The 21,663-nt window shown below is 68.8% G+C and carries 23 protein-coding genes; 5 read left to right on the top strand and 18 right to left on the bottom strand.

Features of this window, described 5'->3' with window-relative positions; translation table 11 throughout:
• Positions 1–313: 313 nt before the first annotated feature.
• Together JHD63_RS16290 and JHD63_RS16285 are read left to right on the top strand one after the other, a co-directional pair.
• On the top strand, positions 314–2,194 hold the full coding sequence (locus JHD63_RS16290) for an ABC-F family ATP-binding cassette domain-containing protein (protein WP_198971855.1): 1,881 nt from the start codon (positions 314–316) through the stop codon (positions 2,192–2,194).
• A gap of 94 nt (positions 2,195–2,288) precedes the next feature.
• The gene (locus JHD63_RS16285) at positions 2,289–3,914 is read left to right on the top strand and encodes a phospholipase D family protein (RefSeq protein WP_198971854.1); all 1,626 of its coding nucleotides are present in this window, start codon (positions 2,289–2,291) and stop codon (positions 3,912–3,914) included.
• Between the two features lie 96 nt (positions 3,915–4,010).
• On the opposite strand, the gene JHD63_RS16280 is transcribed toward JHD63_RS16285, so the two are convergent.
• From JHD63_RS16280 to JHD63_RS16270, 3 genes are read right to left on the bottom strand one after another with little or no spacing between them, the layout of a single operon-like run.
• Positions 4,011–4,991: a Bug family tripartite tricarboxylate transporter substrate binding protein gene (locus JHD63_RS16280; RefSeq protein WP_198971853.1), complete on the bottom strand. Its 981-nt coding sequence runs from the start codon at positions 4,989–4,991 to the stop codon at positions 4,011–4,013.
• Positions 4,992–5,025: 34 nt separating this feature from the next.
• Positions 5,026–5,391, bottom strand: coding sequence for an AtuA-related protein (locus JHD63_RS16275; protein WP_198971852.1), 366 nt, complete (start codon positions 5,389–5,391; stop codon positions 5,026–5,028).
• A complete protein-coding gene (locus JHD63_RS16270; protein ID WP_198971851.1) occupies positions 5,388–6,776 on the bottom strand; it encodes an acyclic terpene utilization AtuA family protein in 1,389 nt (462 codons plus the stop codon). The genes JHD63_RS16275 and JHD63_RS16270 overlap by 4 nt, the downstream gene beginning before the upstream one ends.
• Before the next feature lie 93 nt (positions 6,777–6,869).
• Here JHD63_RS16270 and JHD63_RS16265 point away from each other — a divergent pair, with 93 nt between their 5' ends.
• Positions 6,870–7,805: a LysR family transcriptional regulator gene (locus JHD63_RS16265; RefSeq protein WP_198971850.1), complete on the top strand. Its 936-nt coding sequence runs from the start codon at positions 6,870–6,872 to the stop codon at positions 7,803–7,805.
• Between the two features lie 221 nt (positions 7,806–8,026).
• Here JHD63_RS16265 and JHD63_RS16260 read toward each other — a convergent pair whose 3' ends face one another.
• The 7 genes from JHD63_RS16260 to JHD63_RS16230 form a co-directional block, all read right to left on the bottom strand.
• Positions 8,027–9,115 carry a protein-glutamate methylesterase/protein-glutamine glutaminase gene (locus JHD63_RS16260; RefSeq protein WP_198971849.1) on the bottom strand — a complete coding sequence of 363 codons (1,089 nt, stop codon included), beginning with the start codon at positions 9,113–9,115 and terminating at the stop codon, positions 8,027–8,029.
• 49 nt (positions 9,116–9,164) lie between these two features.
• Positions 9,165–9,836 carry a chemoreceptor glutamine deamidase CheD gene (gene cheD / locus JHD63_RS16255; RefSeq protein WP_233168271.1) on the bottom strand — a complete coding sequence of 224 codons (672 nt, stop codon included), beginning with the start codon at positions 9,834–9,836 and terminating at the stop codon, positions 9,165–9,167.
• Positions 9,823–10,656 (bottom strand): CheR family methyltransferase, encoded by an 834-nt coding sequence (locus JHD63_RS16250; protein WP_198971857.1) that lies wholly within the window; start codon positions 10,654–10,656, stop codon positions 9,823–9,825. The genes cheD and JHD63_RS16250 overlap by 14 nt, the downstream gene beginning before the upstream one ends.
• A gap of 66 nt (positions 10,657–10,722) precedes the next feature.
• The gene (locus JHD63_RS16245) at positions 10,723–11,220 is read right to left on the bottom strand and encodes a chemotaxis protein CheW (RefSeq protein ID WP_198971847.1); all 498 of its coding nucleotides are present in this window, start codon (positions 11,218–11,220) and stop codon (positions 10,723–10,725) included.
• A 207-nt stretch (positions 11,221–11,427) separates the two neighbouring features.
• On the bottom strand, positions 11,428–13,671 hold the full coding sequence (locus JHD63_RS16240; RefSeq protein ID WP_198971846.1) for a chemotaxis protein CheW: 2,244 nt from the start codon (positions 13,669–13,671) through the stop codon (positions 11,428–11,430).
• A 60-nt stretch (positions 13,672–13,731) separates the two neighbouring features.
• Positions 13,732–14,094: a response regulator gene (locus JHD63_RS16235; protein ID WP_198971845.1), complete on the bottom strand. Its 363-nt coding sequence runs from the start codon at positions 14,092–14,094 to the stop codon at positions 13,732–13,734.
• A gap of 48 nt (positions 14,095–14,142) precedes the next feature.
• Positions 14,143–14,595 (bottom strand): hypothetical protein, encoded by a 453-nt coding sequence (locus JHD63_RS16230; protein ID WP_198971844.1) that lies wholly within the window; start codon positions 14,593–14,595, stop codon positions 14,143–14,145.
• A gap of 209 nt (positions 14,596–14,804) precedes the next feature.
• Here JHD63_RS16230 and JHD63_RS16225 point away from each other — a divergent pair, with 209 nt between their 5' ends.
• Both JHD63_RS16225 and JHD63_RS16220 read left to right on the top strand, forming a co-directional pair.
• A complete protein-coding gene (locus JHD63_RS16225; protein ID WP_198971843.1) occupies positions 14,805–15,902 on the top strand; it encodes a hybrid sensor histidine kinase/response regulator in 1,098 nt (365 codons plus the stop codon).
• On the top strand, positions 15,899–16,528 hold the full coding sequence (locus JHD63_RS16220) for a response regulator (protein WP_198971842.1): 630 nt from the start codon (positions 15,899–15,901) through the stop codon (positions 16,526–16,528). The genes JHD63_RS16225 and JHD63_RS16220 overlap by 4 nt, the downstream gene beginning before the upstream one ends.
• Before the next feature lie 111 nt (positions 16,529–16,639).
• Here JHD63_RS16220 and fliR read toward each other — a convergent pair whose 3' ends face one another.
• From fliR to JHD63_RS16180, 8 genes are all read right to left on the bottom strand, one after another.
• Positions 16,640–17,404, bottom strand: a complete 765-nt coding sequence (gene fliR, locus JHD63_RS16215; protein WP_198971841.1) for a flagellar biosynthetic protein FliR — start codon at positions 17,402–17,404, stop codon at positions 16,640–16,642.
• 16 nt (positions 17,405–17,420) lie between these two features.
• Complete coding sequence (gene fliQ, locus JHD63_RS16210) at positions 17,421–17,690, bottom strand: flagellar biosynthesis protein FliQ (protein ID WP_198971840.1); 270 nt, start codon at positions 17,688–17,690, stop codon at positions 17,421–17,423.
• 19 nt (positions 17,691–17,709) lie between these two features.
• Positions 17,710–18,468: a flagellar type III secretion system pore protein FliP gene (gene fliP / locus JHD63_RS16205; protein WP_198971839.1), complete on the bottom strand. Its 759-nt coding sequence runs from the start codon at positions 18,466–18,468 to the stop codon at positions 17,710–17,712.
• Positions 18,461–18,784, bottom strand: coding sequence for a FliO/MopB family protein (locus tag JHD63_RS16200; RefSeq protein WP_198971838.1), 324 nt, complete (start codon positions 18,782–18,784; stop codon positions 18,461–18,463). The genes fliP and JHD63_RS16200 overlap by 8 nt, the downstream gene beginning before the upstream one ends.
• A 3-nt stretch (positions 18,785–18,787) precedes the next feature.
• Positions 18,788–19,210: a flagellar motor switch protein FliN gene (gene fliN, locus JHD63_RS16195; RefSeq protein WP_198971837.1), complete on the bottom strand. Its 423-nt coding sequence runs from the start codon at positions 19,208–19,210 to the stop codon at positions 18,788–18,790.
• Entirely contained in the window at positions 19,200–20,204 is a 1,005-nt protein-coding gene (gene fliM / locus JHD63_RS16190; protein ID WP_198971836.1) for a flagellar motor switch protein FliM, read from the bottom strand. Before fliM ends, fliN begins: the two co-directional genes overlap by 11 nt.
• Before the next feature lie 18 nt (positions 20,205–20,222).
• On the bottom strand, positions 20,223–20,792 hold the full coding sequence (locus tag JHD63_RS16185) for a flagellar basal body-associated FliL family protein (protein WP_370590546.1): 570 nt from the start codon (positions 20,790–20,792) through the stop codon (positions 20,223–20,225).
• A 194-nt stretch (positions 20,793–20,986) separates the two neighbouring features.
• Positions 20,987–21,454, bottom strand: coding sequence for a flagellar hook-length control protein FliK (locus tag JHD63_RS16180; protein ID WP_198971835.1), 468 nt, complete (start codon positions 21,452–21,454; stop codon positions 20,987–20,989).
• Between the last annotated feature and the right edge of the window lie 209 nt (positions 21,455–21,663).

Raw genomic sequence — 21,663 nt, 5'->3', positions numbered from 1 at the left:
TCAGCAGCGCCTTGCAGCAGCACTTCTCGCTTCGCGTCGTTTTTAGTAGAGCCTCGAATTATATACCGCTTTTCGCAGAACCGCTAGATTCATCCCAAATTTCTTCAGAACCAACCAGCCGACAATTTAACTCCCCACCTACCCCGCCACCGCAAGACCTCTCAGAGGCCGCTCTCGGTAGTGAAGCCAGCAAGTATAGCAGAGCAACCTCGCCGGCAACAAGCCATGAGCGAAAAAATTTTGCTGCCTCGAGGTTCGTCGTTCTCCGGCCTCGCCAAGGGGGCGCTGGCGTCAGGTCCCGATAATTCCCTGCATGGCACTCATCACACTATTGGATGCGCAACTGGCTTTCGGCCATGTCGCGCTGCTCGACCACGCTGGCTTCTCGCTGGAGGCAGGCGAGCGGATCGGGCTTATCGGCCGCAACGGCGCCGGCAAGTCGTCGCTGCTCAAGATCATTGGAGGGCTGGAGAAGCCCGATGACGGACTGCTGCAGGTGCAGCAGGGCACGCGCATCGCCTATGTAGCGCAAGAGCCCGTCCTGGATGCGGGTGCCACGGTTTTCGAGGCGGCCAGTGCGGGTATCGCACCGGCGATTGCTGCCCGGGAGCGCTACCTGGCCGGCGGGGAGGGAGAGGACCTGGATGCGCTGCAGACGCAGATCGAGGCGCTGGACGCCTGGAATTGGGAGCAGCGGGTGGAGGAAACACTGGCCCGCCTGCACCTGGAGCCGGGTGCCATGGTCGGCGCATTGTCCGGGGGCACGCGCAAGCGCGTTGCGCTGGCGCAGGCGCTGGTGGCCAAGCCGGGCGTACTGCTGCTCGACGAGCCGACCAACCATCTGGACCTGGACTCGATCGAATGGCTGGAGGCGTTGCTGACGGACTTCAAGGGCAGCGTGATCACCATCACCCACGACCGGACCTTCCTGGACCGCGTGGCCACGCGCATCGTCGAGCTCGATCGGGGCCAGTTGCGCTCCTACCCGGGCAACTTTGCCGCCTACCTGTCCCAGAAGGAAGAGCAACTGGCGCAGGAGGAGGTGATACAGGCCAAGGCCGACAAACTGCTGGCACAGGAGGAGGTCTGGATACGCAAGGGCGTGGAGGCGCGCCGGACGCGCAGCCAAAGCCGCATCGGCCGCCTGGAGCGGCTGCGAGCCCATCGCGCGGCGCGGCGCGAAGCCCTGGGCAGTGTGAAGCTGGACGTGGCCTCAGGCCTGCCGACCGGCAAGATCGTGGCCGAGCTGACCGAGGTGAGCAAGGCATTCGGGCCCAAGACGGTGGTGCGCGGCTTCACGGGCACCATCCTGCGCGGCGACAAGGTGGGGGTGATCGGCCCCAACGGCGCGGGCAAGACGACGCTGCTCAAGCTGATCCTCGGCCAACTGCAGCCCGACAGCGGCAAGGTCCGCCAGGGAGCCAATCTGCAGGTCGCCTATTTCGACCAGATGCGCCAGGCACTGGACCTGGATGCGACGCTGGAGGACTTCATCAGCCCTGGCAGCGAGTGGATCGAGATCGGCAACCAGCGCAAGCATGTCAAGAGCTACCTGAGCGATTTTCTTTTTTCACCCGCCCGTGCGGCGTCTCCGGTGCGCTCGCTGTCGGGCGGCGAGCGCAACCGCCTGCTGCTCGCGCGCCTGTTCGCGCGGCCGGCGAACGTGCTGGTGCTCGACGAGCCGACCAACGATCTCGATATCGACACGCTGGAACTGCTGGAGGATTTGCTGCAGCAGTACGACGGCACGGTGTTCCTGGTGAGCCACGACCGCGCGTTCCTCGACAACGTCGTCACCAGCACCCTGGTGGCAGAAGGCGAGGGCCTCTGGCGCGAATATGAAGGCAGCGTGGAAGACTGGCTGACGCAGTCGCGACGCGCGCGTGAACTGGCACGGCGCGCCGAGGCGCCCCAACCCAAGGCGGCTGCCCCGGCTGCGGCGGCAGCACCGCCGCCCGCGGCCGCCCCTGCCGCACGACGCAAGCTGAGCTACAAGGACCAGCGCGAGCTCGACGCCCTGCCGCAGCAGATCGCCGCGCTGGAGGCCGAGCAGGCCTCGATTGCCGGACAGCTGTCGGACGGCCGCCTATACGGCACCGACCCGCAGCGCGCGGCGGCCCTCAGCGCGCGCAATGCCGAGATAGACGATCTATTGATGCAGGCCCTCGAACGCTGGACGGCGCTGTCGGCCTGAGGGCCGTCCTCGGACAGGGCTGCGTCCGACAGACGAGGCCCCATGGATCGATAGAGTTCTGCGCACCCTCCGCGCTCGATCGAGAAAGCCGCCCATGCCTGCCTGCGCTGCCGCGCCCCCACGCCATGCCGCCCTGTGCCACCGGGCCGCCCGCCTGCTCGGCATCCTCTTCACAGCCATGTTCCTGGCAGCCTGCGGCAGCCTGCCGCCCAATGTGGGCCGGCTGGAATCCAGGGCACTGCAGGATCCGGCCGGCACCCGGCTGTTCCAGGGCATCGCAGCGCTGATGCCGCAGCCCAGCACCGCACGCAACGACACCGGCCTGCGCCTGCTGGGCAATTCGGAGGACGCCTATGGCAGCCGCCTGGCCCTGATACAGGCGGCCGAGAAAACGCTGGACCTGCAGTACTACAGCATCCACTACGACAGCTCCACGGAAGAGTTGCTGCAGCGCCTGCAAGCGGCCGCCGCACGCGGCGTGCGCATCCGCATCCTGGTGGACGACTTCAATACCGCGGGCGACAACGCCGAGGTCCTGCGGTTGGACCAGGTCCCTGGCATTCAGGTACGGCTGTTCAATCCGCTGTTCGGCCCGCGGGCATCGCAGGCCGGGCGCATCCTCAGTTCGCTGTTCGACTTCAACCGCATTCAACAGCGGATGCACAACAAGGTCTTCATCGCCGACAACGCGCTGGCGGTCGCCGGCGGCCGCAACCTCGGCAACGAATACTTCGGGCAGGGGTCGGACAGCAACTTCCTGGACCTGGACTTGCTGATCGCCGGCCGGCTCGTGCGAGATCTGTCGCGCAGCTTCGACCGCTACTGGAACGACGATCTCGCCTACCCGGTCGCCTCGCTGCTGACCCGCGCCGAGCGCGAGCAATGGGGCGCAGCACAGGCGCAACCGCCCCCCTCAACAACTACGGACGACGCCACCCAAGCGCCTGCGCAAGCGCCAAGGCCGGTGCCCGGGGCGCGCGACGTGGCGCGCGACATCCTGCAGGGCCGGATGCCGCTGGTGTGGGCGCCAGCCCTCCTGCTGGCCGACAAGCCGACCAAGATCGACTCGGACGATCCGGACGATCCCGAGACGACGGTGGTGGACGACCTGCTGCACCTGCTGGGCCGCGCCCGACGCGATCTGCTGATCGTGTCGCCCTACTTCGTGCCCGGCGACGCCATGATGAAGACCTTCAGCGCACTGCGCACGCGTGGCGCGCGCGTGCGGGTGCTGACCAACTCGCTGGCCTCCAACGATGCGCCGCTCGCGCATGCGGGCTACGCCCGGCACCGCAAGGCCTTGCTGCGCCTGGGCGTGGAACTGTATGAACTGCGATCCCAAGGAGACACGCGGCGCCGGCTGTTCGGCTCCACGCCGCAGTCGCGCGCCAGCCTGCACTCCAAGGCCCTGGTAATGGACGGCCGGCTGCTGGTGGTGGGCTCGATGAACCTCGACCGCCGATCGGCGCTGCAGAACACGGAACTGGGCATCGTCGTGCAGAGCCGCGCGCTCGCGGCCGAACTGAGCGGCTACCTGGAAGAGACCCTGGACGACTGCTACCGGGTCGAGGTGACGGAGGACGGCCGCCTGCGCTGGCATGCGCCGCCCGATGCCGCGCACCCTAAAGGCCAGGTCTATGACAGCGAGCCCGAGGCCAGCACCGGCCTCAAGCTGATGCTGGACCTGGTGGGCCCGTTCGCACCGGACGAAATGCTCTGAGCCCGGCCGGGCTGCGCAGGGCCGCGCCGTTCGGTCGATCGCGCTGCGGCGCGCCGATGGCGGGCATCGCACGCGCCCACAGGCGCCTTGCCAGGGCTACTCCGCTTCGATGCCCGCGGCCTTCACGATGCGGCCCCACTTCTGCGACTCGTCCGACTGGAACCTGGCCAGTTCTTCCGGCGTGGTGGTGAAGACCTCCGTGCCGGTGGACTCGTAGAAGGCCGCGCGGGCGCTGTCGCTGTGGGCGGCCTTGACCAGCAGTTCATTCAGGCGCTTGAGCACGGCAGGCGGCGTATTGGCCGGCGCATAGGCCGCAAACCAGTAGCCCATCTCATAGCCGGGCACACCGGCTTCGGCGATGGTCGGCACATCGGGCGCGAGCGGCGAGCGCTTGGCGCTGGACATGCCCAGGGCCCGCAGCTTGCCGGCCTTCACCTGCGGCAGGCCCGTGGCCGTGTCGGTGATCATCATCTGGATCTGGTTGCCCAGCAGGTCCGTCACGGCCAGCGGGTTGCTCTTGTAGGGCACGTGCAGCAACTGGATGCCCGCCATCTGCTGCAGCAGTTCGCCCGCCATGCGGCTGGAGGAACTGCCGCTGCCAAAGCTGAGCTTGCCCGGCTCCTTCTTGGCCAGCGCGATGAATTCGCCCACCGATTTGACCGGCAGCGCCGGGTTGACCACCATGATCTGGCCGCCCTTGCCCAGGCCGGTGATCGGGCTGAAGTCCTTCACCGGGTCGTAGGGCAGCTTCTTGAACAGGTGCTCATTGGCTGCATGCGTGGTGTTGGTGGTGATCAGCACGGTGTAGCCGTCGGCCGGCGCGCGTGCCACGTTCTGCGAGGCGATGAAGCCGCTGGCGCCGCCCTTGTTGTCGACCACCACCGATTGACCGGACTCCGCCGCCACCACCTGCCCGATGGCGCGCGCGATCTGGTCCGTGGCGCTGCCCGCGGCAAAAGGCACGACGAAGGTGATCGGCCTGGCCGGGAAGGTCTGGGCCAGCGCCGGGGCCGCGATCAGTGCGGCGGTCACGCCCAGCAGCGCCTGTCGGCGCAGGAAGGAAAAGCGGGAAAGCATGGGGAGTCTCCTGTTGTGATGGAAAGCGAAGGGTTCAGGCCCGGCCCGCCAGCAGCCGATGCAGCGGCGCGGGCACCTGCAGCCGCATGTCGAGCAGATGAAAGGACAGCGACTTGCCGTGCGTATCGAGGTTGCGCGCATCGTTCACGCCACCGTCCAGCACCCCGTCGAGCACGAAGTTCATCGCGGACAGCCGTGGCAGCAGGTAGCGCCGCACCGCCTGCGGCTGGCGGTGGGAGAAGTGCCGCGCCACCGCCTCGGCCGTGATCTGCTCGACCAGCAGAGGATAGAGCTCCGGGTGCCAGGCGATCAGGCTGATGCTGGAGCGGTCGCCCTTGTCGCCGGTGCGGCCGTGCGCGGCGCGGCGCAGGGGCACGGCCGGTTGCGCGGTCTGCGTCACGCCGCGCCTCCTTCGGGCAGCAGTTGGAAGCCGGTGGCCACGGCGCTGCGCGGCACCAGGCAGGACAGCGTGGCCAGGCGCGGCGTGAGCGCCGTGCGCACGCCGCCACCGCCCGCCGGACCACAGGTGTAGAGCGCCGTCACCTCGCGCCCCAGGTGTTCGGCCTGGGCGCGGTCGGCGTGGATGGCGGCGATGCGCAGGCGCACGTCGCGGGCGTCGCCCGGCGGCGTGGCGCGCAGCAGGCGGCCGGCGTCGTCCCCCAGGATGCTCAGCACGCCGATCAGGTCGATGCGCAGGTCCAGCGCCGGCAGGCGCCGCCGCAGCACCTGGGCCGCCAGCCGTGCGCGCGCCTCGGCGCCGGGGCCGGCGTAGGAGATCTCGCCCTCGGCCAGCCAGCCGCCTTCATGGCAGACGTTCACCTTGAGCATGGCCGGGCGCGCATGGCCCCGCACGCCCCGCAGCCGCACCCGGTCCGGGCCGACGGCCTGCACCGTCGCCTGGCCGATGTCGGCGGTGACGTCGGGCGTGAGGTAGGCGGCGGGGTCGTGCACTTCGTACAGGAGCTGCTCGGTGACGCTGGCCGTCGACACCAGGCCCCCGGTGCCGCGCGCCTTGCCGACGATGCAGCCGCCGTCGGCATCCATCTCGACGATGGGAAAGCCCACGGCATGCAGATCCGGCACGTCCTTGTAGCCCGGGTCGGCAAAGTAGCCGCCGCAGACCTGGGCGCCGCACTCGAGCAGGTGGCCCGCCATGGTGGCGCGCGCCAGCCGGTGCCAGTCGTCGTGGGCCCAGCCGAAATGCGCGAGCGCCGGTCCCACCGCCAGCGAAGGATCGGCCACGCGGCCGGCCACCACGATCTGCGCGCCTGCCACAAGCGCGGCGGCGATCGGCTCGGCGCCGACATAGGCGTTGGCGCTGACGATGCGCAGGCTCTCGAGCTGTGCGCCAAGCGCCTCGCGCAGCACGGCGCGGTGCTCCGGCCCCGACAGATCGTCGCCATGGACGATGGCGATGCGGGGCGCCGCCAGGCCCAGCTCGGCCGCCATGCGGGCGATCTGGCGCGCAGCGCCCGGCGGGTTGGCGGCACCGAAGTTGCTCACGATGCGGATGCCGTGCGCTAGGCAGCGCGCCAGCACCGGCCGGAGCATGGCATCGAGCAAGGGCTCGCAGCCCTGCGCCGGATCGGCGCGGCGGCGCAACTGGGCCAGTGCCAGCGTGCGCTCCGCCAGGGTCTCGAACATGAGGAAAGCAGAGGCCCGCGGATCCGCCAGGGCGGCCAGGCGCTCGATCAGCGAATCGACCACCGGCCCGGCGGCGTCCACCCGGTCGCCGGAGAAGCCGGCGGCACAGCCGATCAGTAAGGGGGCGGAGGAAGGAGTCATCACTGCGGAGCCATGAAAGTGGCGCGACTGTATGCTGCGCGCCATGATCCGTGAAATCGAAAGTCTGGATCAATTGATCTGGATGTCAAATCAATGACCGACGCGCTGCCCGCCTTGTCCACACGCCAGTTGCGCGCCTTCCTGGTGCTGGCCGAAATGCGCCACTTCACGCGTGCGGCACAGGCCTGCCACCTGTCGCAGCCCGCCTTCAGCGCGCTGATACGGACGCTGGAGGACACGCTGGGCACGCGCCTGTTCGATCGCGGCACGCGCAGCGTGCAGCTCACGCCCGAAGGCGCGGTGTTCGAGCCCGCGGTGCGCCAGTGGCTCGACGACCTGGCCGCCGCCGTGGGAGACCTGCACGACCATGCGGGCCGGCGCAAGGGCCGGGTCCACGTGGCGGCGCTGCCCTCGCTCGCCGCAGGCTGGCTGCCCGGGATCTTCCGGCGCTTTCGCGAAGCCTGGCCCGGCATCGAGCTGCGCCTGACCGACGCGCTGTCCGACGCCTGCATCGAGCAGGTGCAGAGCGGCCGCGCGGACTTCGCGCTGGCCTCCAGCGGCGCCGGCCCGGCCGCGCGCGCCCTGCAGGCAGAGGTGCTGTGCGAGGACGGCTTCCACCTGGTCTGCGCACGGGACCACCCGCTGGCGCAGTCGGCCAAGGCGCCCACGCTGCGCAAGCTGGCCGACTACCCGTTCGTGCATCTGGCGCGCAACAGCAGCGTGCGACAGGCGCTGGACGCGGCGCTGCATCCGCTGCAGATGGACACCGTGCTGGAGGTGGAACACCTGGCCACCGTCGCCGGCATGGTGGAGGCCGGCCTGGGCATCAGCGTGGTGCCCACGCTGACCCTTTTCCACTTCGAGCGCGCCACGCTGGCCACGCGGCCGCTCAGGATCGCGGGGCTGCGGCGCCGGGTCTATGTGCTGCGGCGGCGCGATGCCCCGCTGTCGGTGGCCGCGCAGGCGCTGCACGACCTGGTGGTGCCGGAGCTGCGCTCGCAGGTGCCCCTGCTGGAAAAATCAAAATAGATAGCATGAAGCCCAGGAAATATCTGGGCTTCAAGCACTTTTCTTCAAAATTTTCGCCCAGGGCGGCGCTGAATGAGTCCCCGCGCTGGCGCGCGCCCTGATTTGGGCGGGAGGCAAGGCGCAAACCGCAGCCATGGCCGCCGCCATGGCGAGGATTTGCAAGGCCGCAGACCGCCCACGGCAGGGAGGCGCGACACGCGGGGGACTTGTTCAGCGTTGCCCTAGATCCGGTGGTGCACCCGGTCCGGCGCATGCAGCCGCGCCATGAGCGCGGGCGCGATCTGGTCCAGCGGCAGGACCTCGTCGGCGGCGCCGTGGGCGATGGCTTCGCGCGGCATGCCGAAGACGATGCAACTGGCCTCGTCCTGCACGTAGTTGTAGCTGCCGGCGTCCTTCATCTCGCGCATGGCGCGGGCGCCGTCGGCCCCCATGCCGGTCAGCATGATGCCGTAGGCATTGCGGCCGACGACGGCGGCCGCGGAGCGGAACAGCACCTCGACCGAGGGCTTGTGCCGGTTCACCGGCTCGCCGTCCTCGACCACGGCGACATAGTTGGCGCCGCTGCGACCGACGCTGAAATGCCGGCCGCCCGGCGCGATGTAGGCATGGCCGGGCAGGATGCGCTCGCCGTGCGCCGCCTCTTTGACGGTGATGCGGCACAGCGTGTTGAGGCGCGCGGCGAAGCTCGTGGTGAAGCCCGGCGGCATGTGCTGGGTGATGACGATGCCCGGGCAGTCGGCGGGCAGCGGCACCAGGATCTGCCGGATCGCCTCGGTGCCGCCGGTGGAGGCGCCGATGAAGATCAGCTTCTCGGTGGAGACGCGGCCGAGCAGCGCGCCGGAGGACGGCGCCGCCGGCGCAGGCGCGCTGCCGGCCACGGCGGGCGCGGCGGCGGGCGCCCGGCGGATCTGCGCCTTGGCGGCGATGCGGATCTTCTCGACGATCTGCGCCGCGAGCTCGCTCAGGCCGTTGGCCACGCCCACGCGCGGCTTGGCGACGAAGTCGATGGCGCCCAGCTCCAGCGCGCGCAGCGTGACGTCGGCGCCGCGCTCGGTCAGGGTGGAGATCATGACCACCGGCATCGGCCGCAGTCGCATCAGCCGGGCGAGGAAGTCGATGCCATCCATGCGCGGCATTTCCACGTCCAGCGTGATGACGTCGGGGTTGCGCTCACGGATCATCTCGCGCGCGATCAGCGGGTCGTTGGCCGTGCCGATGCACTCCATGTCGGGCTGGCGGTTGATGATCTCCGCCAGCAGGCTGCGCACCAGCGCCGAATCGTCCACCACGATGACGCGAATCTTCTTCATTGCTCGTCTCTTCTTTCCGATCGGGTTGCGTGTCCTGGCACACGGTTTCTCAAAACAGGTCCACGGAGCCGCCAGCGGTGGCCTGCACCACGGCGGCCACGTTACCGCGCCGCTCCTGCGAAAGCAGCGACTCCGGATGGGTGTGCGCCAGGCGCTTGACCATGGCCTTGCCGGTCACCGGGAAGAAGCACACCTTGCGCGGATGGATGTCCAGCACGTCCTCCGAGAGGATGGGAATGCGCTCGGTGCGCAGGTAGTCCTTCACGAAAGCCGTGTTGCGCTCGCCCACGTTCATGGTGGTGAAGCCGGCCATCACCTGGGCGCCGCCGAAGATCTTGGCCTGCAGGCTCTCGCGCCGCGCGCCGGCCTTCAGCATCTCGTTGATCAGCAGCTCCATGGCGTAGGAGCCGTAGCGGCCGCCGGCATCGGCGGCATCGCTCTCGGGCAGCATGAAATGGTTCATGCCGCCCAGGCCGGCGCGGCTGTCCCAGAGACAGGCGGCGATGCAGGAGCCAAGCACGGTCATGATGACCAGCTCCTGGCCCGAGACGAAGTACTCGCCCGGCAGCACCTTGACCGCGTTGTACTGGAAGTGGTGGTCGAAGTAGAAGAACGACGCCTCGCTGGGCCGGCGCGCCGTGGCCTTGAGCACCTCGAGCGATGACTGGCGCGACGGCGGCGCCGCCGCGGGCGAGCGGGCCAGGGTTTCAGCAGCGCTCATAGACCGTCTTTCCGCGCAAGATGAACAGATCACGCGATTCGCTGAAATTCTCGGCATGGCCGACGAACAGCATGCCGCCGGGCTTCATGACGCGATGGATCCGCTCCAATACGCGGCGCTGGGTGGCGGCGTCGAAGTAGATCATCACGTTGCGGCAGAACACGACGTCGAAGGGTTCGCGGAACGGCCAATCGTCCCGGACCAGGTTGACGCTCAGAAATTCGATGCAGCGGCGCAGCTCGGGCTTGACCCGCACCAGTCCGGCGTTGGACGCCTTGCCACGCAGGAAGAAGCGCTGCTGGCGCTCGGGCGACAGGCCCTTGAGCGCCTCCAGCCGGTAGATGCCGCGCTCGGCCTGCGCCAGCACCTTGGAGTCGATGTCGCTCGCCGTCAGCTTGAAGGCGGCGTGCGGCCCGAGCGCCTCGAAGGCGGTCATGACGATCGAGTACGGCTCCTCGCCGGTCGAGGCCGCGCTGCACCACACGCGCCAGTGCGTGCCCGCAGGACGCGAGGTCAGGTGCCGCGCGAGGATCTCGAAGTGGTGCTGCTCGCGGAAGAAGGCGGTCAGGTTGGTGGTGAGCGCGTTGACGAACTCCTGCCACTCGGCGCTGCCAGCGCCGTCCGGTGACTCCAGCCAGTGCAGGTAGTCATGGAAGCTGGAGTGGCCGGTCTCGCGCAGCCGGCGCGACAGCCGGCTGTAGACCATGGCATGTTTGCCCTCGTGCAGGCTGATGCCGGCGCGCTGGTGGATCAGCGAGCGCACCCGCTGGAAGTCGGATTCGGTCCAGGCGAACTCGCGCGCGCCGGCGACAAGCGCCATGGCCGCGGCGCTGTCGCGCGAGAGGTTGGCCGAGTTCAACACGGACGCGCGGGCGCTCGGACAGCCTCAGGCCGCCACGGCGGTGGGGGCGACCAGACCCATGTCCACGCCGGACATGAGCTTCTCGATGTCCAGCAGGATCAGCATGCGCTCGGCCACCGAGCCCAGGCCCAGGATGCAGCCGTTGTCGATCACGCTCTCGATCTCGGGCGCGGCCTTGATGTTGTCGGGCAGGAGCTCGAGCACATCGCTGACCGAATCGACCACGATGCCCACCACGCGGTTGCGCAGGTTCAGGATGATGACGACGGTGAAGCTGTTGTAGTCGGCATTGGCGCAGTTGAACTTCAGCCGCATGTCGACGATGGGCACGATGGTGCCGCGCAGGTTGACCACGCCCTTGATGAACTCCGGCGCGTTGGCGATGCGGGTCGGCGGTTCGTAGCCGCGTATTTCCTGCACCTTCAGGATGTCGATGCCGTACTCCTCCTGGTCCAGCCGGAAGGTGAGGTATTCCCGCGCACCGGTGGCCGTGCTCTGGTCGATCTTTCCCATGACGCTCATGTCCATGCTCCTTGATTGCGTTGCCGCATCTTCACGTGTGTATTCCATTGCCCCAGGCCCCAAGGCCAGAAATGGCGGCTGAGCCGTCCACGCGCAGACATCCGCGGAACCGGCTTCGCCGGGCCGCTGGATGTGCCCCCCTTCGCGCAGCGGAAGGGGGGTTGGCGGAGCCGCGAAGCGCGCAGCCTGGGGGGATATTCCATGGCTTTAATGCCGAGCGCGCCGTACCAGCCCGCTGGTGTCCAGGATCAGCGCGACCTTGCCGTCGCCGAGAATGGTCGCGCCCGAGATGTTGGGCACCCTGCGGTAATTGGATTCGAGGTTCTTCACCACCACCTGGTGCTGGCCGAGCAGTTCGTCCACCAGCAGCGAAACGCGGCTGCCGTCGGACTCGACCACCACCATGATGGTGCCCTCTTGCTCGTCCGGCGCGCGCGGGACGTTGAAAATCTTGTCCAGCGCCACCACCGGCATGTAGTCGTCGCGCACCTTGACCAGTTGCGAGCCCTGGGCGATGGTGTTGAGCGAGGCCGCGTCCACCTGGAAGGACTCGATCACCGAGGACAGCGGCAGGATGTAGACCTCGCTGCCCACGCGCACCGACATGCCGTCCATGATGGCCAGCGTGAGCGGCAGCCGCACCGAGACCTTCATGCCGTAGCCTTCGGCCGAATCGATCTCGACCGTGCCGCCCAGGGCGGTGATGTTCTTCTTGACCACGTCCATGCCGACACCGCGGCCGGACACGTCGGTCACCTGCTCGGCCGTGGAGAAGCCCGGCGCGAAGATCAGGCCCCAGACTTCCGCGTCCGTCATCTGGTCGGACACGTCCAGCCCTCGCTCGCGTGCCTTGGCCAGCAGTTTCGGGCGCGACAGGCCGCGGCCGTCGTCGCGCACCTCGATCACGATGGAGCCGCCCTGGTGCGAGGCCGACAGCGTGATCGTGCCATGCTCGGACTTGCCGTTGGCCAGACGCTCGGCCGGCAGCTCGATGCCGTGGTCGCAGCTGTTGCGCACCAGATGGGTCAGCGGGTCGGTGATCTTCTCCACCAGGCTCTTGTCCAGTTCGGTGGCCTCGCCCTGCGTGACCAGCTCGACCTTCTTGCCCAGCTTGCCGGTCAGGTCGCGCATCATGCGCGGGAAGCGGCTGAACACCATGGACATCGGGATCATGCGGATCGACATCACCGATTCCTGCAGATCGCGCGTGTTGCGGTCCAGGTCGGACAGGCCGCTGAGCAGTTGCTGGTGCAGCGCCGGATCGAGTCCCTGGCTGTTCTGCGCCAGCATGGCCTGGGTGATCACCAGTTCGCCGACCAGGTTGATGAGCTGGTCGACCTTGCTGACGGCGACACGGATGGTGGTGGATTCCAGCGCCTGTCCCGCCGGGCTGGCTGCAGCCGCCGCCTTGGCCGCCGCGCGCGGGGCCGCGCCGCTGCCGTGCGTGTCGTCGGATGTGGCGCTACCGTTGGGCTGGTGTGCGCTCGGGTCCCCGCTGGGGGCGCCGGGAGCGCCGGCAAAAAGGCCGAAGGAGGCGATCGGCGAGCCGGGCGCGTCATGGAAAAAGCCGAACGGCGCCTTGGCGGCGGCGGCGGCTTCGAGCAGGTCGGGGTCCGGCTCGCCGGCGCCGGGCAGGTGGTCCGGCGCCGGCGCGGCGGCCCCGCGCGGAGTGATCGCCACCCGCTCCTTGGCCACGTGGAACGCGAACAGGTCCAGCAGATCGTCGTCGCTGGAGGTGGTGTCGACCGCGAACACGCGGGTGTCGTCACGGTCGCTGGGCAGTGGCTCGATGCTGCCCAGGCCGGGGATGTCCCGGAACAGCTCGCGCAGGGTGTCGGCCTGCTCGGGCCGCTCCAGCGGACCGATGCGGATCTCCAGCGCGCGGCTGCCATCGGCGGCCGGTGCCGCCGCAGCCGGGGCTGGTGCGGCCACGGGGGCGGGAGCAGGGGCGGGCGCGGGTGCGGCCACGGGGGCGGGGGCCGGAACAGGCACGGGCGTGGCGAGCGCCGACGCCGGAGCGGGCACCTCGCCCGCCGCCAGGGCGGCGATGCGCCGCACCAGCTCGGAGGTGTCGAGCGCGTCGCCCGCGCCGCCGGCCTGGTGGCGGGCCAGCAGGCTGCGCGAGGCGTCGGCGGACTCGAGCAGCACATCGACCATGGCCGGCACCGGCTGCAGCTCATGGCGGCGCAGGCGGTCCAGCAGCGACTCCATGTGGTGGGTCAGCTCGGCCACGTCGGAGAAGCCGAAAGTGGCGGCGCCGCCCTTGATCGAGTGTGCGCAGCGGAAGATGCCGTTCAACTCCTCGTCGTCGGCCTGTTGCAGGTCCAGGTCGAGCAGCATGTGCTCCATCTGGTCCAGGTTCTCGCTCGCCTCTTCGAAGAAGATCTCGTAGAACTGGCTGAGGTCGAAGTCTGCGCCGCCGCTGCTGGACTGCTGGTGAAGTTCAGCCATGGCGGACTCCGGGGGTGTGCGTGGTGTGCATGCGGGAGGAATGAAGAAGGTGTCGCATCCTCAGCGGGTGACCTTCTGGATGACTTCTATCAGGCGGTTCGGGTCGAACGGCTTGACCAGCCAGCCGGTGGCGCCTGCGGCGCGGCCGGCCTGCTTCATCTGGTCACTGGATTCGGTGGTGAGGATCAGGATGGGGGTTGTCTTGAACTTGGGGCTTTCGCGCAGCAGCCGGGTCAGGCCGATGCCGTCGAGGCGGGGCATGTTCTGGTCGGCCAGCACCAGATCGACCTTCTCGGTCTGCGCCTTCTCGAACGCGTCCTGCCCGTCCACCGCTTCCACCACGTGGTAACCGGCCCCGGTCAGGGTGAACGACACCATTTTTCGCATGGAGGGGGAATCGTCAACAGCGAGGATCGACAGCATGTGGGGGCTCCAGCTAGCGTTGCTTGGCAAAGGAAGGAATGGGCGTCGTCAGAAAAGCTCGATGGAACCGGCGTCCATCTCGCCCTGCGTCACGGGATTGGGGCGCTCGGGCGCAGGCTGGACATAGGGCGTGGCTTCCTCGCCCTCCTCGCGGCCCATGGTTTCGGCGGCCAGGCGAAAGGCGCAGTTCTGCAGGATGCCGCGGGTGTGGTTGATCAGTTGCGTGGCCATGTCGTGGAACTGCAGCTCGGTCACGGCCTGGCGCAGCGCCTCGCGCGCCTCGTCAAGCAGTCCGTCCAGGCCCGGCTTCAGCGCCACGCCGTCAAGACGCTCATGGGCAAGATCGAAACGCTCAAGGAGGTTCTCGGAGGCGTGATCGAGCAGGCCCTCCAGGCGTTGCAAGTCGTGCATGACCACCAGCAGCGAGTCTTGCACCTCGGCAACCACCATCAACGGCAGCTGTACGGCTGGACCGTCCTGGCTTGCGAGCGTCTGTTGCATCGTTTCTCCGTCCCTGCGAATCCCTGCAGTCGGGAGCAGTCCCCTGACCTCGGTGCTGCGGCAGCTATTCTGGGCCATGCGAGCCCGGTTCATTCTACATATCGGCACAAAATACTTTGACTTCGCACAAACTTGCACCAGCAATGTAACCGCCCTCGAAGGTCCTCCGTAGCGCCTGTGGCGGCGCCGCGCCACCTATCATTGCGGCCATGTCCGACGAGAGCCCCGCCCCCGCCCTGCGCATCCTGCACCTGGAGGACTCGGCGACCGATCACGCGCTGGTCCGGCGCGCCCTGCAGCGCGGCGGCGTGGCCTTTGAAATAACCCGGGTGGAAACCACCGCCGCGCTGCAGGCGGCCCTGGCTGGCGGCGGTTTCGACGTGGTGCTGGCCGATTACCGCCTGCCCGGCTTCACGGCGGTGGACGCCTGGGAAACGGTGTGCGCGCTGCACCTGGATGTTCCGCCCTTCGTGCTGCTGTCGGGCGCCATCGGCGAGCCGGCGGCGGTGGATGCGATACGGCGCGGCATCAGCGACTACCTGCTCAAGGACGACATGGCCAAGCTGCCGCACGTGATCGCGCGCTCGATCGAGGTGCGGCAGGCGCGGCGCGAGCGCGAGCGCGCCAGCCGCGAGCTGGCAGCCTCCGAGCGCCGGCTGGCGGAGCTGACCGAGCACCTGCAGAGCAGCATCGAGCAGGAGCGCGCGGCGATCGCGCGCGAGATCCACGACGACATCGGCGGCGCGCTGACGGCGGTGAAGTTCGACCTGGCCTGGATCAGCCGGCACACCCAGGACGAGGAGATGGAGCGCCACGCGCAATCCGCGCGCGAGATGCTGCGCCACGCCATCGGCGCGAGCCAGCGCATCATGATGAACCTGCGCCCGCCGATCCTGGACCAGGGCCTGATCGCGGCGCTGCAGTGGCTGGTGGAGAATTTCGAGCGGCGCACCGGCATCCCGGTGCGCCTGCATGCGCCGCCGCGGCGGCCGGCGCTGAGCCCGCAGACCGAACTGGTGGCCTACCGCACCGCCCAGGAAGCCTTGACCAACATCACCAAATACGCCGAGTGCTCCGAAGTGGCGATCGACCTGTCCGACAGCGGCGGCGTGCTGACCCTGGAGGTGGCCGACAACGGCCGCGGCCTGCCGCCCGATGCGCTGGACCAGCCCAAGGCCTTCGGCCTGCGCGGCCTGCACGAACGCGCCAAGACCGTGGGCGGCTGGCTCGACGTGAGCGTGCCGCCCGGCGGCGGCACGGCGCTGGTGCTGTCGGTGCCGCTGGCCGCGCCGGAGGCCGCGCCATGATCCGCGTCATGCTCTGCGACGACCACGCGGTGGTGCGCCGCGGTGTGCGCGACACGCTGTGCGAGGCGGTGGACATCACCGTCACGGCCGAGGCCGGCGGCTACTCCGAACTGCGCGAGGCGCTGCGCAGCGCCGAGTGCGACGTGCTGCTGCTGGACCTGAACATGCCCGGGCGCAGCGGCCTGGAGGTGCTGGCCAGCCTGCGCGAGACGCACCCGGAGATCCGCGTGCTGGTGGTGTCGATGTACCCCGAGGACCAGTACGCGATCCGCTGCCTGCGCGCCGGCGCGCAGGGCTACGTCAACAAGGCCGGCGAGCCGGAGGAGCTGGTGACGGCGGTGCGCACTCTGGCCCAGGGGCGCAAGTACCTGACCGCCGAGGTCGCGCAGATGCTGGCCGACAGCGTGGCGCGCCCGGTGGCCGAGAGCCCGCATGCCGCGCTGTCCGAGCGCGAACTGCAGACGCTGCTGAAGATCGCCTCGGGCCGGCGGCTGTCGGACATCGCCGAGGAACTCACGCTCAGCCCGAAGACCGTCAGCGTCTACCGCACCCGGGTGCTGGAGAAGCTGGGGCTGTCCAACAATGCCGAGCTGACGGTCTACGCGATCCGCAACGGCCTGGTTTAGCTACTATTTTTGCAGCTTGAAGCCCTACAGCAATCTTGACTTCAGATACAAATAAGGCTGAAGTCCACATGATTCCATGGCTTCAAGCTCTCAATAAGATAGCAAAAACCGTCAGCGCACGAACAGCTCGATCACCTTCTGCATCAGCGACAGCAGCGGCTGGTCCAGCATGGGCAGCGTGGCGGCGATGCCGACCATGCCCATGGTCAGCGTGACCGGGAAGCCGATGGCGTAGATGTTCATCTGCGGCGCCACGCGCGAGATGATGCCGAGGGTGAGGTTGACGAACAGCATCAGCCCGATCATGGGCAGCGCGATCCACAGCGCGCTGGCGAACAGCTCCGCGCCCAGCAGGTGCAGCCGCGTGGTGGCCAGCACGTCCAGGAAGCTGCCATCGACCGGAAAGGCCTCGAAACTGCGCACCACCGCCATCAGCAGCGTGAGGTGGCCGTTGACGACGATGAACAGCAGCACCGACATGTTGCCCAGGAAGCGCGAGACCGCGCTGACCTGGCCGTTGCTCATCGGGTCGAAGAAGGCGGCGAAGTTCAGGCCCATCTGCAGCCCGATCAGCTCGCCGGCCAGCTCCACCGCGGCGAACACCAGCCGCACGGCGAAGCCGATCGACAGGCCCACGCCGACCTGCTGCACCACGGCGCCGAGCGCGGCGGGCGAGTTCACGCTGATCACCGGCTGCCCGTCCAGGCTGGCCTGGGCCGCCAGCGCCACCAGGAAGGCCAGGCCGACCTTGGCGCGCATGGGAATGGAGCGCAGCGAGAAGATCGGCGCCACGCTGAACAGCGCCAGCACGCGCAGGAAGGGCCAGAGCAGCGGCGACAGCCAGGCGGCCAGCTGGGCCTCGGAGATCGACAGCATCGGCCGCGCGGCCTGCCTAGGCGACCAGCGTGGGGATCGACTCGATGGTGCGCCGCAGGTAGTCCACCAGCGTGCTCAGCATCCACGGGCCGGCCATGGCGAACACCAGCACCGCGGCCAGCAGCTTGGGCACGAAGGACAGCGTGGACTCGCTGATCTGGGTGATGGCCTGGAAGATGCTGACCACCAGCCCCACCACCATCACCGTGCCCAGCAGGGGCATGGACACGGTCAGCATCAGCACCAGGGCTTCCTGGCCCGCGGTGAGAACGGTTTGCGGATTCATGGCATGCGGCCTTCCGGGGTCATGTTGCAAAACTCGCCGCCAGCGAGCCGATCAGCAGGTTCCAGCCGTCGGCCAGCACGAACAGCATCAGCTTGAAGGGCAGCGCCACCAGCACCGGCGACAGCATCATCATGCCCAGCGACATCAGCACGCTGGCCACGACGATGTCGATCACCAGGAACGGGATGAAGATCATGAAGCCGATCTGGAAGGCCGACTTCAGCTCGCTGGTGACGAAGGCCGGCACCAGCACGCGAAAGGGCGCGGTTTCGGCGGTGACGGAGGGTTCGAGCCTGGCCAGGCGCGCGAACAGCGCGAAGTCCGACTGGCGCGTCTGCCGGAGCATGAACTGGCGCATCGGCGCCTCGCCGCGCTCAAGCGCCTGCTCGAAGCTGATCTGGTTGGCGCTGTAGGGCTGGTAGGCCTCGGCATAGACCCGGTCCAGCGTCGGGCCCATGACGAACAGCGACAGGAACAGCGACAGCCCGATGACGATCTGGTTGGGCGGCGCCGACTGCGTGCCCATGGCCTGGCGCAGCAGCGAGAGCACGATGACGATGCGGGTGAAGGAGGTCATCATCAGCAACACCGCCGGCAGGAAGGACAGCGCCGTGAAGAACAGCAGCGTCTGGATCGGCACCGAGAAGCTGGTGCCGCCCGCGCCGCTGCCCACCAGCAAGGGCAACTGGCCGTTGGGCACGGCGCCCGCGCCGCTCTGCGCGAACGCGGCCGGCGCCAGCAGCAGGGCCAGCAGCGCGATCGACCATGCCTTACGCATCGAAGCGCTCCGGCAGCGGGGCGGGCAGCCCCTGCGCGCCGCCCGCCTCGCGCGGCGCGGGCACGCTGTGCAGCGTGGTGATGCTCTGCGGCGTGACGCCCAGCACGAGCCAGGTGCGCGCCGATTCCGGCCCGACCTCGACCGTCAGCACCCGCTGCTGCGGCCCCACGGCCAGGGCCGAGACGATGCGCGCGGCCTCCGCGGGCGAGGCTGCGCCCATGCGCATGCCGGTGCGGCGCTGCAGCCACTTGAGGGCCCAGGGCACCATGGCCAGGACCGCGATGAAGAAAACGACGGAAAGCAGCGCCTGGGTCATGCCCTAGCCCTTGCTGACGCGGCGCAGGCGCTCGGAGGGCGTGACCACGTCGGTCAGGCGGATGCCGAACTTGTCGTTGACCACCACCACCTCGCCCTGGGCGATCAGGTAGCCGTTGACCAGCACGTCCATGGGCTCGCCGGCGAGCGCGTCGAGCTCCACCACCGAGCCCTGCGCGAGCTGCAGGATGTACTTGATCGGCACCCGGGTGCGGCCCAGCTCGACCGAGAGCTGGACCGGGATGTCGAGCACGCGGTTGATGTCGCCGTGCGTGTCGCCCGCCGCCGAGGGCGCCGGCGGCGCGCTGCCGGACAGCGGGCCGCCCTGCTCCAGCTCGTCGCGCGAAGGCGCCGCCTTCTGTTCTTCCAGCGCCTCGGCCCAGGCCGACATATCGTCGCCGCCTTCTTTGCCGTCTTCAGAGGACATTCTTATCTCCAATCCAGTTCAGGTCGTTGCCACGCAGGCAATGTTCGATGCGGATCGCGTACTTGCTGTTGTGCGTGCCGTACTGGCACTCGAACATCGGCACGCCGCCGATGGTGGCCTCGATGCGCGGGGCGCGGTCGAGCTCGATGAAATCGCCCACCTTCATCGCCAGCAGTTGTTCGACGGTGGCATCGGCCGTCGCCAGTTCGGCCACCAGGGTCACCTCGGCGGCCTGGATCTCGCGCGACAGCATCTTGACCCAGCGCCGGTCGACCTCGATAGAGTCGCCCTGGGTGGAGGAGAACAGCACGTCGCGGATGGGCTCCAGCGAGGCGTAGGGCAGGCACACGTACACCGAGCCGACGATGTCGCCGATCTCCAGCTGGAACACGGTGGAGACGACGATCTCGCTGGGCGTGGCGATGTTGGCGAACTGCGGCTGCATCTCCGAGCGCTGGTATTCCAGCTCGATCGGGTAGATGCCCTTCCAGGCCTTCTTGTATTCCTCGCAGATGACGTCGACCAGGCGGTTGATGATGCGCTGCTCGGTGGCGGAGAAATCGCGCCCCTCGATACGGGTCTGGAAGCGGCCCAGGCCGCCATAGAGCGTATCCACCACGCCGAACACCAGCGAGGGCTCGCACACGATCAGGCCGCTGCCGCGCAGCGGCCGGATGGCGACGATGTTGAAGTTGGTGGGCACGGCCAGTTCGCGCAGGAAGGCGCTGTAGCGCTGCACCGACACCGTGCCGACCGAGATGTCGGGGTTGCGCCGGATGAAGTTGAACAAGCCCACGCGCAGGTTGCGCGCGAAACGCTCATTGACGATCTCCATCGTCGGCATGCGCCCGCGCACGATGCGCTCCTGGCTGGAGAGGTTGTAGTCGCGGATGGCGCCCGCCTCGGGCACCTCGTCGGCGATCTTCTGGCTCTCGCCGGTCACGCCCTCCAGGAGGGCATCGACTTCTTCCTGGGAGAGAAAAGCCTCGCTCATGGATGGTTCCTCCGATGGCTACTGGATGATGAAGCTCGAGAACAGCACGCCGCGCACCGGGTTGCCCGCCGCGCCGGGGCCCGACCGGCGCCTGCCGCCGCTGTCCTCCGCGCCCGGCGGCGATGGTGACGCCCCGTAGCCCAGCGTCCGGGCGGCCTCCTGCATGATGTCGGCGGCCAGCTTTTCCTTGCCGTCGCGCTGCAGCAGCTCGGTGGCGGTACGCTGCGAAATCAGCAGCAGCATGGCGCTGCGCACGGCCGGCATGTAGGCCCTGAGCTGGTCGGCGGTCTTGGCGTCGGCCAGCTCGAAGGTGACGCCGATCTGGGCAAAGCGATCGCCATCGGCGTCGGCCAGGTTCACCACCATGTTGTCCACCGGCAGGAAGGTGGGCACGAACTTGGGATCGGGCTGAGCCTGCGCGGGCGGCGCGTCCCCGTCGTCGTCCAGCGCCTGGAGCTGCGCCCGGTTCTTCAGGTAGAACCAGCCGCCGCCCGCGCCCGCCAGCACCAGCACTAGCAGCACGACCAAGAGGAGCTTCATTTTCAACTTGAGCTTGGCGAATACGGCGGACGGGGAGATGCTGAACACGGCGGGAACTTCCTTGGCGAAATGCAGGATTCTGCAGCCATGCCCCGGGGCCCGGCCGATCCTGCGGCAGATGGAAGCGATTATTTGCCAGGCCGCGCGCGCCGGTCCAGGGAATAGGCGGCGAAAAACCGTCCATCCCGCGCCACGCACTGCCGGCGAGGCGAAGGCAAGAGAAACGAAGCCGGGGGGGACTTCTAGACGAACAGGTCCAGCGAGCGTCCCGGCCCGCTGCCCGTGGCGCGCGCACGCGGCGCAGCGCCGGCCACGCCGTCGATGGCGCTCAGCATGGTCTGGCGCCCGCTGCGGCCGCCGCCCTCGCGCGGCGGCGGGCTGCCCGAACCGCTGCCGCGCGCATCGGAGCCCCCCACCGACACGCCGGACAGGTTCAGCCCCTCGCGCTGCAGCATCTGGCGCAGTTCGTCGGTGGCGCCGCCCAGCATCCGGCGCGTTTCCGCCTGGTCGCTGTGGAAGGCGACGTGCGCCTCCGAGCCCGACAGGGAGATGCGCACGTCCACCGGCGCACCGCCGAAGGCATCGAGCGTCATCTCGGCGCTCTGCGTCTTCTGGTTGACCCAGTAGCGGATCTGGTCGGCCACCTGGTCTTCCGATGATGCCGCGGCACCGTTGGCGGCCGCGGCATCGGTGCCGCTGGCGTCGGACAAGGTGCGCCAGGCGACGGCATCCGCGGTGCTGCCGAACGCGGCTGCGGGCCAGGCCCGGCGGCCTGTCTCTTATACACATCTAAAACAGGGGGGGGGGGGGGGGGGGGGGGGGGGGGGGGGGGGGGGGGGGGGGGGGGGGGGGGGGGGGGGGGGGGGGGGGGGGGGGGGGGGGGGGGGGGGGGGGGGGGGGGGGGGGGGGGGGGGGGGGG

The sequence above is a fragment of the Xylophilus sp. ASV27 genome (assembly GCF_016428875.1).
GTDB lineage: Bacteria > Pseudomonadota > Gammaproteobacteria > Burkholderiales > Burkholderiaceae_C > Xylophilus.
The sequence above is the reverse complement of the archived record's forward strand: the minus strand, read 5'-3'. Positions and strand labels throughout refer to the sequence as shown.